The sequence below is a fragment of the Bacillus testis genome, assembly GCF_001243895.1.
GTDB classification, from domain to species: Bacteria; Bacillota; Bacilli; order Bacillales; family DSM-1321; genus Bacillus_AD; species Bacillus_AD testis.
This window is the reverse complement of the sequence record NZ_LN851186.1, coordinates 1256230-1270597: the sequence shown is the minus strand read 5'-3', so window position 1 is coordinate 1270597 and position 14368 is coordinate 1256230. Positions and strand designations below refer to the sequence as shown.

The following is a 14368-nucleotide window of genomic DNA, read 5'->3' as shown; positions in this document are numbered from 1 at the left end:
GCAAAAAACATGTGATCTTTTCGGCTGTATGTAACCGGAAAAGAAAAAGTAACTTTGTGAATTAGTGAGCATATAAATATAAAAAGAGAACGCTTTTTACGATTTCGATATTTCCTTCACTTTTTGCAAATACCTGTACACAGTTGGTTCTGACGTTTGTAGTAGCTCACTTACACGGTGTACGCTACTTTTCAGCATGAATACTCCTTGGTCATAGAGTGTTTTTATGAATACGGTCTTTTCCTCTGGCGACATGCGTTCGAACGGCATTTTACTCTTGATTAATTGGTCTGTGACGACCGTTTCCAAAGCATCATCCATATTGCCATGAAGATATTCTTCTGTTACCTTGTTCTCCATTTTTCCGGCAACGGCGTTTGTATTGGTTTCAGTGAAAGTCGTAAAATAATCCAGTATATCTTTCGCTTGTTGAAAAAAACCAATATCCGTATTCACACAAAGCATTCCTACCAACTGTCCGGAAGAATCTTTAATAAAATAACTGGAAGATCTAAAAACAGATCCATCTTTTCCAATTGCTTTATAATTGGAGACAAAATCCTGTTTTTCATATAATCGTTTTTGCTTCACTTGCAGAATGAAATTGGTTGGATTGTCTCCAATCTTCCTGCCCGTGACATGGCCATTTTCAATAGCCACGATTGTATGTTCATCACTTGTCAGATCATGCAGGGCTATTTCGGAATGTTCTCCAAGTATATTAACCAGAAATTTCATTATCGAAATATAGGGTTGTAAATACTCATTTATACATTCTTCCAATCTACCAGCTCCTCCGCCACCTCACTAAATGTGTTGATAATTTTTTATCATGATAATAATTTATTATTGCAACAAAACTTTATCACGATAATAACACGACATCAACCCTTTTTGTCTCTTTCCATATTCTACTTGTTGATCACCTTGGCATTTTACTATTTGGGGTGTATGACATTATGTATAAAAACCGCAACGATTGTTCGCTGCGGTTTTTAGGGTTAATTATTTTTAGTCATCTTTTTTTACCTATATTAAAACGCGTTGCAATATCAACCAGTTCTACTGATAATCAAAAGATATATTGATAAATCAGATAGCCTACTCCCACTGCCATCCATAACAGGACGCCCGGACAAATGGGCATGAAGATCATCCTGCCTGCCTTTTTAAAGGGGATTGCACAGTTGGAACATGAACAACTCACTGAGCGTTCTTGCTTCTTGTCCTGGCGGGAGGCCATTATTCCGTTTCTCCATCCCACTCATTCATGCCGCCCGCCATGTTTTGGACTTTAAATCCTTGGTACTCCAAAAAAGCCGTGGCTTGGGAACTTCTGCCGCCGGATTGGCAGACGATTATATATTCTTCACGTTTATTGAGCTCGTTCATTTTGAATTCAAGCAATCCAAGCGGAATATTGACAGCTCCCCGGATTTTCCCTTGGGCAACTTCGGATGGTTGGCGTACATCTATAATATTGACAGGCTCGCCCGCTTCCAAGCGTTGCTGTACCTGATCAGGTCTTATTTGTTTCATTATTGTCCCTCCTTTGGATCAATGCCAGGCGCTCATGCCGCCCTTGACATTCGTTACGCGCTGAAAGCCCATTTGCTTCAATTCTTTACTCGCTTTACTGCTTCTCATACCACTTTGGCAGATGACGACCACTTCTTTATCCTTGGACAACTTGCTGGCTTTAGTTCGCAAATCACCCAGAGGGATGTTTTGAAATTGCTTTATATGATTACCGCGGTATTCTCCCGGTGTCCGTACGTCCACAAATTGTTTATCACGATCATTCAGTTGCTCTTTCAATTGGCTTGTAGTTATCTGATTCACACCTTTAGTCGGCATCATACGCCAGACAAAGAATAAAACAATAACGGCCAAAACTATAATTGTTGATGTACTCATCCTTTATTTCCCCGCTTTCATTATCATCGCTTTCTACTCTGTATTATATACCCCTGTAGGTATAAAGGCAATTAAGAGGTTCTGATAAAGGAAACGATCCTTTTCAGCTTAAAATCGCCAGTATGATGTTTGATTGATTTCGCCAATCTTACATAAAAGCAAAAAGAGACAGCAAAAAGCCTTGCTGCCCCTCTTTATCATCCTTTTAACAACAGTGCCTGCAAACAGAGCCACTCTTTTAAACTTGTTCCTGACAAGCTTCCTTCTGCCATTTCCGCAAGAGCCTGATCTGCCCTCTGTGGTTCAATTCGTCTTCAAATACATGGAACCACATAAAGTAAGGATTGGAAGGATGGTCCCCCCACATATTCTGTCTATGAAGCCATTCGTCATCCAATTGTGTGAATCGTTCAAGCGTGATGGTGCGGGTTTCATATAGCCGATCAAGATAATAAGATAAATCATGGCCTTTGATTTTGGAACGCCCCGATTCTCCAAGCTCGAGCCCGGGAAGAAGGTCTCCCAGTTCTTCTTCAGCTGGCTCCCGTTCTTCGAATGTATAAATTTGATAATAGCGTTCCACGGCAGCCATATGCCATAACAGCGCTCCAATCGAGTTACTATTCTTTCCGTGCAAATAGTCCAATTCTTCCATCGTTAGGTCTCGAACCGCGAATAATGTTGTTTCCCTAGTGTGATCCATCATCGAAACCAAATGCCCGATATGCGGAGTGTACCCTGCCAACTCTTGAATCTTGAACTCCATTCCCATCCCCCTAGCAGACTTACTTTTATCCATATTATACCATTGTATACAATTTAATCCGTATCTTATAATGGGCGAAACTTGTCTAATCCGTGATATATCATTATAGTAGAACATACATTAAACAAGCCCGCACAGATTGATAAGCAGTAAAGGAGGACCTTATGTTAAAAGAATTCGGTTTTTCCCAGTATGAAAGCCAGGTGTATGAGGTTCTGGTCTCCAGTGACGAACCAATGGATGTCACATTGATTGCCAAATATTCCGGCGTGCCTAAAACAAAAATATATGAAGTCATTTCCCGCATGGTGGATAAGGGAATGGTGATGGAGGCTGTTTCCGACAAGAAAAAAACGTACACAGCGCTTCCGCTAGAATTGGCTGTCGAACGGTTGACAGCTGAATTCGAAAGCAATATTAAAAAATTCAAAGAAAATACGAGCAAAAAAACCTTTTCTGACGACCGCGTCTGGACATTCAAAGTGCAGTCAACCATTGAGGCCCAGAATAAGCAGCTAATCAGGAATGCTAAAAAATCAATCACTATGTCCGGCTGGAACCGGGATTTCCAAGTATATCTTCCCTTGCTGGAACAAAAGGAAAAAGAGGGGCTCGATGTCAAGATCCACGTCGTCGGCGAGATAGAAGCCGACCTTTCAAATCTCTATTATTTTATTCCGACAGAAGAAGACGTCTTCCTAGAGCCGTTCCAGCTGCTCGTCATCGATGACCGGGAAATTATTTTCGCCACAGCAGAAGAAGGATCGTGGCAAGCAATCCGGACGATGTCACAGCCCTTTGTAAAGGTATTCTCTGAATTCTTTTATCATGATGTGGTTTTGACGAAAATTCTCGGTAAATATAATGAAACATTGATGAACGACCCAGAAATCAAAAATATAGTTACAAAACTGCGATTTTAGACTAGAGAACCGTTGCCGGCGGTTCTCTTTTTTGTGTAGTTTAGCATCTTGCCCTTGAAAATGTCTTTCATTTGGGATAACATGAAAGAGTTGTTTTTACCACTATCGTGGTAAAAATGTGTTTTACGAATAAGGAGGACTTATTTTCATGAATTTTAAAGTATATATTCTGGCCGTTTCCGCTTTTGTAGTCGGCATGGTGGAGCTAGTGATTGGCGGAATTTTACCTGAGATATCAAAAGACGTAAAGATCAGCATCTCGGCTGCAGGCCAGCTGATTACTGTCTTTGCGCTTGTATTGGCAATAGCTGGTCCCATTCTGATGGCTGCCACTTCGAAAATGGAACGAAAGAAATTATATTTAATTGCATTAGCATTTTTCGCTGTCGGAAACATCTTATCTTTCATCAGTCCTAATTTTGCCACATTGATGCTTGCACGGGTGTTTACAGCGACTTCGGCTTCACTGCTGATTGTCCTCTCTTTGACAATCGCTCCTAAACTTGTCCAGCCTACATACCAGGCTCGAGCGATCGGCATGATTTCTATGGGGATCAGTGCTGCACTTGTATTGGGAGTCCCGCTTGGCGTATTAATCACCGAGACAATGGGATGGAGAATTTTATTCTTATTGATCGCTTTGCTTGCATTAGGAGCTATGGCAGTCATCTATAAATTCCTTGATGAGCTGCCACCGGATAATATGGTGCCTTTGCGGGAACAACTGTCTTCATTAAAAAGCAGCAAGATCATCTCTGCGCATCTGGTAACTATGCTGATGCTGGCCGGGCATTATGTTCTCTATGCTTATTTGACGCCGTTCTTGCAGGAGCTTATGAATTTCAGTCCTTTATGGATCAGTGCCACCTACTTTGTATTCGGGCTTGCTGCCGTTACCGGAGGCGGTGTCGGAGGCTTTATGTCAGACCGGATGGGCGCAAAGAAAAGCATCTTATTAATGACATCTGTCTTCGCCGTGGTCCTGTTCCTAATGCCATTCTCTACGCATGTTAAGATGATTTTCCCTGTATTCCTTATCATCTGGGGCGGCTTGAGTTGGGCCGTATCGCCTGCCCAGCAAAGCTATTTGATCCAGACCGCGCCTGAATCAGCTGGAATACAGCAGAGCTTTAACCAATCTTCCCTTCAACTTGGCATCGCACTAGGCTCAGCAGTAGGAGGAATCGTTATTAAAAGCAATCCGGTTTCTACCAATGCCTGGGTCGGCGGGATATTCGCCTTACTGGCAGTAGGATGTGCTGTTTATTCCCTATCCCGTCCTGCCTTGAAGAAGAAAGAACAGCAGGTAATGCATGCCAGCTAGAGTTAAAAAGCCATTTTTTAAGGATTTAGCCTAAAAAGAAAAAACACCTCTACAAGGAAAATCGGTACTCAATCCCTAACCATCCTTGTAGAGGTATTTTTTTATTACTAACCCTGATAAAGAGCGCACTACATATGAACCCTTCCTAAAATCCCCACAATATACTTACTTTCCGCTTCATTATTTTACTCATCCAATCAAAATGGCATCTTTTGCATTTATTAATATAAAGCGCATTCAAAAATCAATTGTAGTAGTATTCCAAAATGATGATAAAGGAATGAGGCATATGCGTAAACAAAAGTGTGGCCAAAATAGATCCTATTGCGGTTCCCCATTATGCGAGATATGTTCATCATGGTTTCCAGGATTCTTTCCTTCATCTGGGATCACCGGATCGACAGGACCTGCAACCAGAGTAACTGACGCTACCGGGCCTGCCGGACAAATAGGAAAGGGGAATCCAGCTTCATAGGATTCCCCCCTTTGTTAAATCGTAAATTTCCAGACTGTTTTACCGGTAGCAGCCTCGATGACTTCTCCTCTGGCCGTCACAATATGGGTGCCATCCGTAAAGAAATAGGCGTCCCCTGGATTTTTCAATATTTTTTTCACCTTGGTTTCCCCATTGGCGTCAAAGCCTACCAACAGCATGTCCTGCTCTTCTTCCACTGTAAGGTTATAAATACCCATCCATAGTTTTAGCTCATCATTCCAACGGATTTGCCCAAACTGGCCATTGGCATTTGAAATCGTCCAGCGCTTTTTCCCTTCTAGGGTATAACACTGCACATCGCCGCCAAGCCATGATATGACCAGGTGGTCTTTAGAAAAAGCCGCATCAAGCACATAAATGCTTTGATCTTCACAATCCCACTGAATCATCCAGTCTTTTGTATCGACAAGCATAGGCCGGTTATCATCCGCTTCTTCATTCGGAATCGCTAATGCCAAAGGATTGAAACGGGAAAACACTAATTTATAAATGTCAGACAAAGTCTCTTTGGTTTCACCTGTATACACATCAACGATTAAAAAAGTGCCGTAACTGAAACCAATTCCGAAAAATTGGGCATTGTTCCCGGGCATCTCAACCAACTTCTGCACATTGGTCAAGTCGGCGCGCTTCCAGAGACATTCTCCGGTAAAACCATTGTAGGCATTCACGCCTCCAAAATAGTTGCCGGTTATGATAATAGGAATATCTAAATCTAATACAAGAAGCCTTTCTCCGCCATCATCAAGATTTGTCTCGATGGTCAAATAATGGCTTTTTTCATCAATCGACCAAAGAGAAACGATATTGGTCTCCTTGGCTGTAACAAAATAGTTTTGCTTTGTCTCTGAAACATATATTTTACGGATATCATCCATTGTTTCACCTTCTCTTTTTGTATGCCTGTATGCGAATTGCCATTTACTTTCGGCAAGACTTGCTTATTGGAATAGTATATCAGTTAATCTCTAAGTCTACTGTTGTCATGCTCGGATGGCAACTAAAAGCATCTCCAGAAGATTCCCGGTGCAATTCCATGCAAATAATCAAGTATGTAGAATGGAACATAAAATAGGAATCTTCACTGTAAGCAACAATATAAAAAAACAGCTTCCTTGATCATACAGAAAGCTGTTTTAGCAGGTTTAAATTCTCTTTCCAACCGGTTCTAAGACTCTCGCTTCATGAGAATGAAGATGAAGAAATAAGAGACCAACAGGAAGAGCCCGAGATGATAATCGAACCCTCCTACCGATTTAATGTTTCATTTTATTTAGAGGCCAATACTGCCTCTTTGATAGTTTCGATTACTCCGGACTCATTATTGTCCCATTTTGTTACAAAACGAGACACTTCTTTTATTTTGTCATGGGCGTTCGCCATTGCATAGCTGTAATAGGCTTTTTCCATTAATTCAAGATCGTTCAAGTAATCTCCGAACACCATGGTGTCATTCGGTGAAATGCCAAGGCGCTCTTGAATCCGTTGCATGGCAATCCCTTTATTGGAACCCTCATTCATAATATCCAGCCAAACATATCCGCCTACAGTGACTTGAAGGTCGCCCTGAAATTTTTTGAAGGAAGGGTAACTATGTGTCTCCGCACCCTGAAAATCAAGCAATGAAATCTTTAAAATATCGTCTTCCACCTCAGAAAAATGTGTAACATGCTTCCGGCTTGTATAATATTTATCAATCTCTTTCAGGACTTCTGGACTGTTGTTTTCATAATAAGCCGCTTTTTTGCCGCAAAGGACAATATGAAGACCCTCAATTCCCCGTGCGACTTCCACCACTTCTTTGACAGCTTCGGGACGCATTGGATTCGAAAAGATTTCTTTATCTTTATAAACGACAATTGAGCCATTTTCCGCGATAAAGAGCATATCATCAGCCAAAGGCCCGAATCGTTCAGCTAAATTATAGTATTGTCTTCCGCTAGCCGCACCAAAAATGATGCCTTTTTCTTTCAATTGTTCAAAAACTGCAGGGAATTCCCGGGGAAATTGATTCTCATCATTCAAGAATGTGCCATCCATATCTGTGGCAATCAGTTTAATCATAGTTTGCCTCCTCGTTGTTGCTGATTCTCTGTTATAGCAACAAACATGCTATCTCTCATTATAGCAGATGAATGCTTCCCAGTGGATTAGCTTTTATCCCATTCAAATGGCGCTAATACTCCCACTTTAACAGCTACGTAAAGACAATGAACTGTAAATGGACACTCCAGCAAGAAGTTTTAGTGGTTCAACTACTGATCGGCGGGAGATGATCGAACTCCCCCGTCTACCAAAGTTCCACCCTTATCTTCCAACCCTCCCGCAAAGCTTTTTGTCTCAAACAATCCTTTTCTTTTCAAGACAATAAAATAGGGACATTTAATATGCCCCCATTCTCAATCGATTTAGCAGTTCCAAAGCTTACTTCACAATTCTATCGTTTCATTCATATTTGTCGAATCAGGTTCATTTCCGGTCATTCTTTTAACCAGATAAACCATCTTTTTAGCCATGTTTCCTGATTCCCAATATTCAGCTGATTCTGCTTCCACTTTTAATAAGATGATGTTTGGGTCATCATAGGAGGTTTGCAACAATTTTTCATAGGCTTCGTTCCATATCTCTTTCTTTTTATCAAGGCTTTCGACCAATTCTGCCTTGCCGCGGATTGAAACGTAGGATTTGCCTACATAGGCTACATTGACATCCGGATTTTGCTGCAATTCTTGATATTTATCTGTATCTTTTTTAGTTAAAAACCAAAGATCGCCATCAAACTCCACTTCCTGAGTCTTCATTGGACGGGAAAGCAATCCTTCTGCTGTCTGTGTTGTTAACATGGCTATATCAACATCTTTAATTAGCTCCCGCAGTTTTTCCAGTCCTTCTTGATTATACATTGCCTTCTTTGCCATGAAATATCACCTCATTTTTAGTCTTATAGGTCTATTCCCTCATCCAAACCTTTTAATCCTATATACCAGTTAAAAACACAAGTAAAGTCTTTAAACCCACAATACCCTGGAAAGATCTTTTAACTTTCAACAAAACCACATACTTTTTTCACTTCCGTCTGAGAAAATCAAATTCGTATCCTTATGAAGGAGGGCGTCAAATGAGATTTCTTAAGGATATTTTCATCATTGTATTAGGCATAAGCTTAACAGCTATCTTGATACTGATTGGTGTAAGAATCATTTTATATTATAGATAAAAAATTCCCTCTATTAGTACCTGCCATTTGCAGGTTTTTTTTTATAATCACACACCCTAACAAGCCTGCTCTCCAACTAATCGAACCCATCCGAACTAGTGATAAGACCCACACTTCAACAAATAGGCGAAGACAAAGAGAAAGGAATTCTCCTACTTTTTGGTTATCTTGCCTTCCTTTTACCGAGCAAAAATGGATAAAAAAAACGCCCACAGGAATTTTCCTAGTGGACGCCTTTCTACTTATTTCTTTTTCACTTTATCTATTTGAAACCGATTAAGCATTCAACTGAGCTAATTTAGCCGCTGCTTCCGAAACGCGGTGCAGCCCATCTTCGATTATTTCTCCCGCTTTGTCCGGCATTGCATTGTGGCCTTCGATGACTACTTCATCAATGATTTCCATGCCGAAAACGCCTCCGAACACATTACGCATATAAGTAACGGCCATTTCCATCGGCGCTGTCTCCGGTGTGGAATAAATGCCGCCTCTCGCATTCAACAAGATGGCTTTTTTATCTGTCATCAGTTGGACCATATTGCCTTCTGCATCATATTTAAAGGCATAGCCAGCTGCATATACATAATCAATGAATGTTTGCAATTTAGCAGGGATTGTGAGGTTCCATAGTGGGAACACGAACACCACTACATCCGCTGCAGTCAATGCATCCATCGCTTTTTGCTTAGCAGCCACAATTCGTTGTTCGATATCTGTTAGTTCTTCGCCCTTTTGCATCTTAGCGAATGCGTTGAATAAATCCTGGCCGAAGTACGGCATATCCTCGGCATAGACATCATAGACAGTAACATTCAAGTTGCTTGCATCTTTAATGCTCTCCATGAAAGTTTCATACATTCTACTTGATATCCCCTCAGTTGCGGGACGGTTATTTGCTTTAACGACCAATACGTTCGTCATTCTTTTTACCTCCGGTTTATTCTGTAATCATCATCCGTATTATACTGTAAACGCCCCCCCAAAAAAAAAGATTATGCTCTACAGATTAAACCCGCCTAAGGAAGGCAACTCGGTCTTTCAATTTCTGATATTAGCAAAAACCATTTTATAGATGCTCTTTAAATGTTTGGGCAGAAACAAAAAAGAAGAGAGGATAGAATCTCTCCAATCCCCTCTTCCGCTTTACCCAAGCTTACGATTAATCATTGCCGCGCTGTCTGGCTCGAGCTTCGCCGCCTTTACGTCCGGCTTCTTCTCTGCTCATTTTGCCGTTTCGATCATCATCGCTTTGATTTGCCCGAGCTTCGCCGCCTTTTTCACCGATTTCTTGATAGAATTCTTTATCGTGGTTTTCAGCGGTTGCCTCCCCGCCTTTACGCCCGATCTCTTGGTAAAATTCCTTATCATGCGTTTCAGCAGTCGCTTCGCCGCCTTTGCGTCCGGCTTCCTCAACAGTCATGTTTCGATTTTCTCTTTTGTCAGCCATCAAAAATTCCTCCCTTTAAAGAATTATTTGTCAACCTCTGTTTGTTGTTTTCCCGCTTTTCCATTTTTCAAACAATAAATTGAAAATTTATCCTGTAGGGGTTAATAGGTATAAAACTGCTATTGTCCCCCCTGTGTAACAGGCCTTCGCAGCGATAAAAAAATATATTCATATACTTTTATTGAATAGTTATTAAAGAATAAGCCGTTTTGACGAAGAAATAGAAGGAGAAGTTTATCTTCAATTTACAATAAGAGGTGCAGAGATGAAAAAAAGAAGATTCCGGATGAAAAGCTTAAAAGCAAAAATACTGTTAGGCTTTTCAGTAGTTTTAATAGCAATGGCGCTGCTGACCGTCTATAACGTTTATTCTGTCCATTCTACCAATAAGATGATGAAGGATATTATCGATAGACAGGTGCCGCTTTTGATCGCCGATGAAGACTTATCCTATAACATGGCTAACCGTACCGCATTGGTCCGTGCTTTTCTTTTATATGAAGACGATTCTTATCGGACGGAATTCGACTCTACTACGGACGAAAGCATTGAATTAGAAAAGAAAGTATTAAAAATGAGCAACAACCCGAAAATGAAGAAGCTGCTTGAAAAAAAGATAGAATGGGGTACATTACTGAATAAAGTGTTTGCAGAGTATGATAAAGGCGATAAAGTAAGGGCCCGAGAAATAATGGAAAACGAAGTGGGCCCTATAGGGAAAGAGTTGAACCAAGGGTTTAGTGACATGGCTGGCGAACGCAGCGCCAAAATCACTGCCAAAGGCCAAGATATCCTTGATAGCGGACACAAAACATTGCAATTCAGCATTGTTGTCTCAATGATTGCGATTATACTTACCCTTATTAGCGCAGTCGTGTCTGCAGGCAAGATTACAAAGCCTATCTATGCCGTCATAGCCAGAATGAAACAGATCGCTGCCGGCAATCTTAGCGGGGGAAAATTAGAAACTCATCTGGAGGATGAATTAGGCCAACTTGTAAACTCCACCAATGATATGAGGGATCAAATATACACCATGCTTATGCAGATGAGAAAGATGGCAGCCACTGTAAACAGCCACAGCGAGGAGCTGCACCAGTCTGCCGATGAAGTCAAAGAAGGCTCTGAACAAGTAGCGGCAACCATGGAAGAATTGGCGTCAGGCGCTGAAAAACAAGCGAACAGTTCTCATGAGCTCTCTGTGCAGATGGACGCAATTAATACAAAAATCCAGCAAGCAAATGATTACAGCTCATTAATCGAACGTTCAACCAACGCGATCGTCGACTTAACCTTGGAAGGGCGGGACTTAATGGACACTTCCAACCAGCAGATGGAAAAAGTGGACCTTCTCATCCAAAAAGCGGTTGATAAAGTGCAGAATTTGAACCATCAATCTCAGGAAATATCCAAAATGGTCCTAACTATTAAAGCGATTGCCGACCAGACCAATCTATTGGCTTTGAATGCGTCGATTGAAGCGGCACGGGCAGGCGAACATGGCAAAGGGTTTGCGGTTGTAGCTGAGGAAGTGAGGAAGCTAGCAGAACAAGTAGCTATATCGGTCAACAGTATCACCGGCAACGCCAATAACCTGCACGCAGAATTTCAAGATGTGACTGACACATTGCAGAATGGCTACCTGGAAGTAACTGAAGGAGCCAATCAGGTCAAAGTGACTAAACAAACCTTCAAGGAGATTAATGAATCCATCAAAGAAATGTTCTCCAGTATCCAGGCAATTTCCTCATATCTGAAGGGAATTGCTGATGATAGTAAGGATATGAATGGATACCTGCAAGAAACGGCAGCCATCGCAGAGGAAACGGCAGCAGGGATCGAACAAACCAGTGCTTCATCCCAACAAACCAGCAGCTCAATGGACGAAATTGCTAAAAGCTCTGAACAGCTGGCCCATTCAGCAGAAGAACTAAATATGCTCACCAAACGATTCCAGCTATAAGGATATTCCCTTCCGGTTCCACCCGGGAGGGCCTTTTAATATAAGATAACGATCAATCTGCCTATCCAGACAAGCGAACGTATTATTATGGATCGCCATCCATTGAAGGCTTCTCCCCGCACCCCGTAAGAAAAGCCCTGCATCCAGATGCAAGAAGGCCAATCCGTACAAAGTCCATGCATCTTCATTTTGTTTAGATATAGTACGAACGTACCGAAACAAACCAATAACGAAGCATTAAAAAACAATGAATCGTTTTTTACGCCTTGGGTCTGATTGATTATCGGCGGCCGTGCAACTATAATCATTTTATACCAGTGTAAATATGCTCCTTCACTGGTTTACCCATGCATCTACGATTGACAAAATTAATTAGACAGAGGTTAATAGATGATGAAGAAGCTCTTAAGCAAATTACTTACATTCATACTGATTGCCGCCATTATCTTCACATGCGGTATAACGGCTCTCGGTTACTTTAAATACAAGACAGTCATTTCCGAAGTTCCTTTGTTCGAAAAAGTGGCGATCGTCAAAGATAATCCCCATTATACCCAGCTAAAGGAGATCAATCCTGATTTCACGGACAGTATTGTCGCTACAGAAGACCACCGATTCTACAAACATGGCGCAATTGACGGCATATCCCTGGTAAGAGCCACAATCGTCAACTTACTAAAAGGAGAAATCAAACAAGGCGGAAGTACGATTACGCAGCAGGTAGCCAAAAATCTTTACTTCTCCAATGACCAGCATTTCATTCGGAAAGTAGCCGAAATGTTTGCAGCCTATGATCTCGAAAAGAATTACACAAAAGATGAAATCCTAGAACTCTATGTCAATATTGTGTATTACGGGGACAATAATTATGGCATCCAGCAAGCAAGCAAAAATTATTTTGGTACAACGCCAGATAAGCTTTCTTTCGACCAGGCTACCCTATTGGCCGGCCTTCCCCAGGCTCCAAGCTCCTATGCGCTGAGCCAGCATCCGGAAAGGGCCAAAGAACGGCAGAAAGAAGTCATAGAGGCCCTCGAAAAATACAGGAAGTAAAAAAAGCGGAGGAAAGAAGTATCATTTCCTCTGCTTTTTTCATGGGCAAATCGTTAAACGCCACAATGCCCCCCAGTATGTTTCAACGTATTATACACGCTTCATTTTGATTGATCTTTCCGATCTGACTCTATTATATTCATGATTTTATCCAGCTTTTGATTGATCTCCACCGATTCCTTATAGCGAGAACTCGAATTGACCAACAATCTGCGGATAAAAAGGACAAAAGAGACAGCAAAAACAACGAGAAGGGCAATGAATAGTACCTGAAAGATTATATCGCCCGCATTATAACTCATGAAGCACCTCCTTCTAGCCGTATTGCTCTCATTGGCAGCTGCTTTCCTCAGGAATTGAAATTCTGGATATTCCGCCATGTTTCCAAACGTCTGCAGAGCAATCCCTTGCCTCTAATGCATGTTCCTAAAACCTGACTGCTTCTTGCAGCATTTCCATTGAACACTAAATAAAGATACATCCCTATAATCAATCCAGCCATCCCGTTACCAAAGGCTTACAACATCCGCCATTCACATATTTCCACACAAAGCCCTTTGATTCCTTTATTGCTCATAAAAAAAAGTTTCCAAAAGTCGCATTTCCAAAAGCATACTTCTAGTTCAACACAATATGGAACGAGCATCCGTATCATTGTTGGTCCTTCTTTCATTTCGGCAACAAGTACTAGGACCATTATTCATGACGTGTAGAATACATAGCCATATTTTCTGCATCAGATGCAAGATAACGCTTGGCGCTATTAAGGGCAATCGGGCCTTCTGAAAATCCGCCGGCGATCGGTTTACCAATTCAGCCCTTCGAAACCAAAAAATCCTGGAGTATATGATGATTGTTTTATTAGCAAAGAATCTCCTTAAATATTATCTTGAAATAATTTTTATCGAAGCGTAATATATGTATGTTCAAATATTTGAATATACAAATGTGCAGGAGATGATTTTACACTTGTTTACCGACTGGTTAAGCAACTATTCATTAGAGAAAGCAAAAAAAGATGTTTTGTCCGGCATCATTGTCGGAGTGATCGCTATTCCTCTTGGCATGGCATTCGCCATTGCATCGGGCGTCAAGCCGGAATACGGGATCTACACAACGATCATTGCCGGTATCATCGTTTCCCTTTTTGGCGGATCGCGTTTCCAAATTGCCGGCCCAACAGGCGCCTTTATTCCGTTGCTTTTTGCCATAACCGCCTCTTATGGCTACAAAGGGCTTTTAGTAGCGGGCTTTATGGCGGG

15 protein-coding genes and 1 pseudogene are annotated in these 14368 nt (G+C 41.4%); 5 read left to right on the top strand and 11 right to left on the bottom strand.

Annotated elements, in window-relative coordinates:
* Positions 1 to 96: 96 nt before the first annotated feature.
* The 4 genes from BN1765_RS06845 to BN1765_RS06830 all read right to left on the bottom strand — a co-directional run bounded on the left by BN1765_RS06845 (position 97) and on the right by BN1765_RS06830 (position 2683).
* Positions 97 to 783, bottom strand: coding sequence for a helix-turn-helix transcriptional regulator (locus BN1765_RS06845; RefSeq protein WP_050614411.1), 687 nt, complete (start codon positions 781 to 783; stop codon positions 97 to 99).
* A gap of 459 nt (positions 784 to 1242) precedes the next feature.
* Positions 1243 to 1539 carry a rhodanese-like domain-containing protein gene (locus BN1765_RS06840; protein ID WP_050614410.1) on the bottom strand — a complete coding sequence of 99 codons (297 nt, stop codon included), beginning with the start codon at positions 1537 to 1539 and terminating at the stop codon, positions 1243 to 1245.
* A gap of 18 nt (positions 1540 to 1557) precedes the next feature.
* Positions 1558 to 1917, bottom strand: coding sequence for a rhodanese-like domain-containing protein (locus BN1765_RS06835; RefSeq protein WP_050614409.1), 360 nt, complete (start codon positions 1915 to 1917; stop codon positions 1558 to 1560).
* Between the two features lie 238 nt (positions 1918 to 2155).
* Complete coding sequence (locus BN1765_RS06830; RefSeq protein WP_050614408.1) at positions 2156 to 2683, bottom strand: DinB family protein; 528 nt, start codon at positions 2681 to 2683, stop codon at positions 2156 to 2158.
* Between the two features lie 164 nt (positions 2684 to 2847).
* Here BN1765_RS06830 and BN1765_RS06825 point away from each other — a divergent pair, with 164 nt between their 5' ends.
* On the top strand, positions 2848 to 3606 hold the full coding sequence (locus BN1765_RS06825; RefSeq protein WP_050614407.1) for a TrmB family transcriptional regulator: 759 nt from the start codon (positions 2848 to 2850) through the stop codon (positions 3604 to 3606).
* 148 nt (positions 3607 to 3754) lie between these two features.
* Positions 3755 to 4930 (top strand): MFS transporter, encoded by a 1176-nt coding sequence (locus BN1765_RS06820; protein ID WP_050614406.1) that lies wholly within the window; start codon positions 3755 to 3757, stop codon positions 4928 to 4930.
* Between the two features lie 489 nt (positions 4931 to 5419).
* On the opposite strand, the gene BN1765_RS06815 is transcribed toward BN1765_RS06820, so the two are convergent.
* The 5 genes from BN1765_RS06815 to BN1765_RS06795 all read right to left on the bottom strand — a co-directional run bounded on the left by BN1765_RS06815 (position 5420) and on the right by BN1765_RS06795 (position 10090).
* On the bottom strand, positions 5420 to 6304 hold the full coding sequence (locus BN1765_RS06815) for a hypothetical protein (protein ID WP_050614405.1): 885 nt from the start codon (positions 6302 to 6304) through the stop codon (positions 5420 to 5422).
* Between the two features lie 391 nt (positions 6305 to 6695).
* A complete protein-coding gene (locus BN1765_RS06810; RefSeq protein ID WP_050614404.1) occupies positions 6696 to 7490 on the bottom strand; it encodes a Cof-type HAD-IIB family hydrolase in 795 nt (264 codons plus the stop codon).
* A 365-nt stretch (positions 7491 to 7855) separates the two neighbouring features.
* Positions 7856 to 8344, bottom strand: coding sequence for a pyridoxamine 5'-phosphate oxidase family protein (locus BN1765_RS06805; RefSeq protein WP_230199506.1), 489 nt, complete (start codon positions 8342 to 8344; stop codon positions 7856 to 7858).
* Between the two features lie 575 nt (positions 8345 to 8919).
* Positions 8920 to 9564, bottom strand: coding sequence for an FMN-dependent NADH-azoreductase (locus BN1765_RS06800; RefSeq protein ID WP_050614403.1), 645 nt, complete (start codon positions 9562 to 9564; stop codon positions 8920 to 8922).
* Positions 9565 to 9802: 238 nt separating this feature from the next.
* Positions 9803 to 10090 (bottom strand): KGG domain-containing protein, encoded by a 288-nt coding sequence (locus BN1765_RS06795; protein ID WP_050614402.1) that lies wholly within the window; start codon positions 10088 to 10090, stop codon positions 9803 to 9805.
* A gap of 265 nt (positions 10091 to 10355) precedes the next feature.
* Here BN1765_RS06795 and BN1765_RS06790 point away from each other — a divergent pair, with 265 nt between their 5' ends.
* Both BN1765_RS06790 and BN1765_RS06785 read left to right on the top strand, forming a co-directional pair.
* On the top strand, positions 10356 to 12053 hold the full coding sequence (locus BN1765_RS06790; RefSeq protein WP_050614401.1) for a methyl-accepting chemotaxis protein: 1698 nt from the start codon (positions 10356 to 10358) through the stop codon (positions 12051 to 12053).
* 390 nt (positions 12054 to 12443) lie between these two features.
* Positions 12444 to 13106 (top strand): biosynthetic peptidoglycan transglycosylase, encoded by a 663-nt coding sequence (locus BN1765_RS06785; RefSeq protein ID WP_230199505.1) that lies wholly within the window; start codon positions 12444 to 12446, stop codon positions 13104 to 13106.
* A gap of 101 nt (positions 13107 to 13207) precedes the next feature.
* Here BN1765_RS06785 and BN1765_RS06780 read toward each other — a convergent pair whose 3' ends face one another.
* On the bottom strand, positions 13208 to 13408 hold the full coding sequence (locus BN1765_RS06780) for a DUF4083 domain-containing protein (RefSeq protein WP_050614400.1): 201 nt from the start codon (positions 13406 to 13408) through the stop codon (positions 13208 to 13210).
* Between the two features lie 394 nt (positions 13409 to 13802).
* A pseudogene (locus tag BN1765_RS20390) lies at positions 13803 to 13907 on the bottom strand (thioredoxin reductase); the annotation flags it as partial.
* Positions 13908 to 14063: 156 nt separating this feature from the next.
* Between BN1765_RS20390 and BN1765_RS06775 the strand changes: the two are divergent.
* Positions 14064 to 14368, top strand: a 305-nt coding sequence (locus BN1765_RS06775) for a SulP family inorganic anion transporter (protein ID WP_261797566.1), incomplete at its 3' end; no start/stop codon positions are given.

Bases quoted from the DNA above. Each gene is read 5' to 3' on its own strand.
- BN1765_RS06840 (WP_050614410.1), bottom strand. From the start codon at position 1,539: ATGAAACAAATAAGACCTGATCAGGTACAGCAACGCTTGGAAGCGGGC.
- BN1765_RS06835 (WP_050614409.1), bottom strand. From the start codon at position 1,917: ATGAGTACATCAACAATTATAGTTTTGGCCGTTATTGTTTTATTCTTT.
- BN1765_RS06830 (WP_050614408.1), bottom strand. From the start codon at position 2,683: ATGGAGTTCAAGATTCAAGAGTTGGCAGGGTACACTCCGCATATCGGG.
- BN1765_RS06825 (WP_050614407.1), top strand. From the start codon at position 2,848: ATGTTAAAAGAATTCGGTTTTTCCCAGTATGAAAGCCAGGTGTATGAG.
- BN1765_RS06820 (WP_050614406.1), top strand. From the start codon at position 3,755: ATGAATTTTAAAGTATATATTCTGGCCGTTTCCGCTTTTGTAGTCGGC.
- BN1765_RS06815 (WP_050614405.1), bottom strand. From the start codon at position 6,304: ATGGATGATATCCGTAAAATATATGTTTCAGAGACAAAGCAAAACTAT.
- BN1765_RS06810 (WP_050614404.1), bottom strand. From the start codon at position 7,490: ATGATTAAACTGATTGCCACAGATATGGATGGCACATTCTTGAATGAT.
- BN1765_RS06805 (WP_230199506.1), bottom strand. From the start codon at position 8,344: ATGGCAAAGAAGGCAATGTATAATCAAGAAGGACTGGAAAAACTGCGG.
- BN1765_RS06800 (WP_050614403.1), bottom strand. From the start codon at position 9,564: ATGACGAACGTATTGGTCGTTAAAGCAAATAACCGTCCCGCAACTGAG.
- BN1765_RS06795 (WP_050614402.1), bottom strand. From the start codon at position 10,090: ATGGCTGACAAAAGAGAAAATCGAAACATGACTGTTGAGGAAGCCGGA.
- BN1765_RS06790 (WP_050614401.1), top strand. From the start codon at position 10,356: ATGAAAAAAAGAAGATTCCGGATGAAAAGCTTAAAAGCAAAAATACTG.
- BN1765_RS06785 (WP_230199505.1), top strand. From the start codon at position 12,444: ATGATGAAGAAGCTCTTAAGCAAATTACTTACATTCATACTGATTGCC.
- BN1765_RS06780 (WP_050614400.1), bottom strand. From the start codon at position 13,408: ATGAGTTATAATGCGGGCGATATAATCTTTCAGGTACTATTCATTGCC.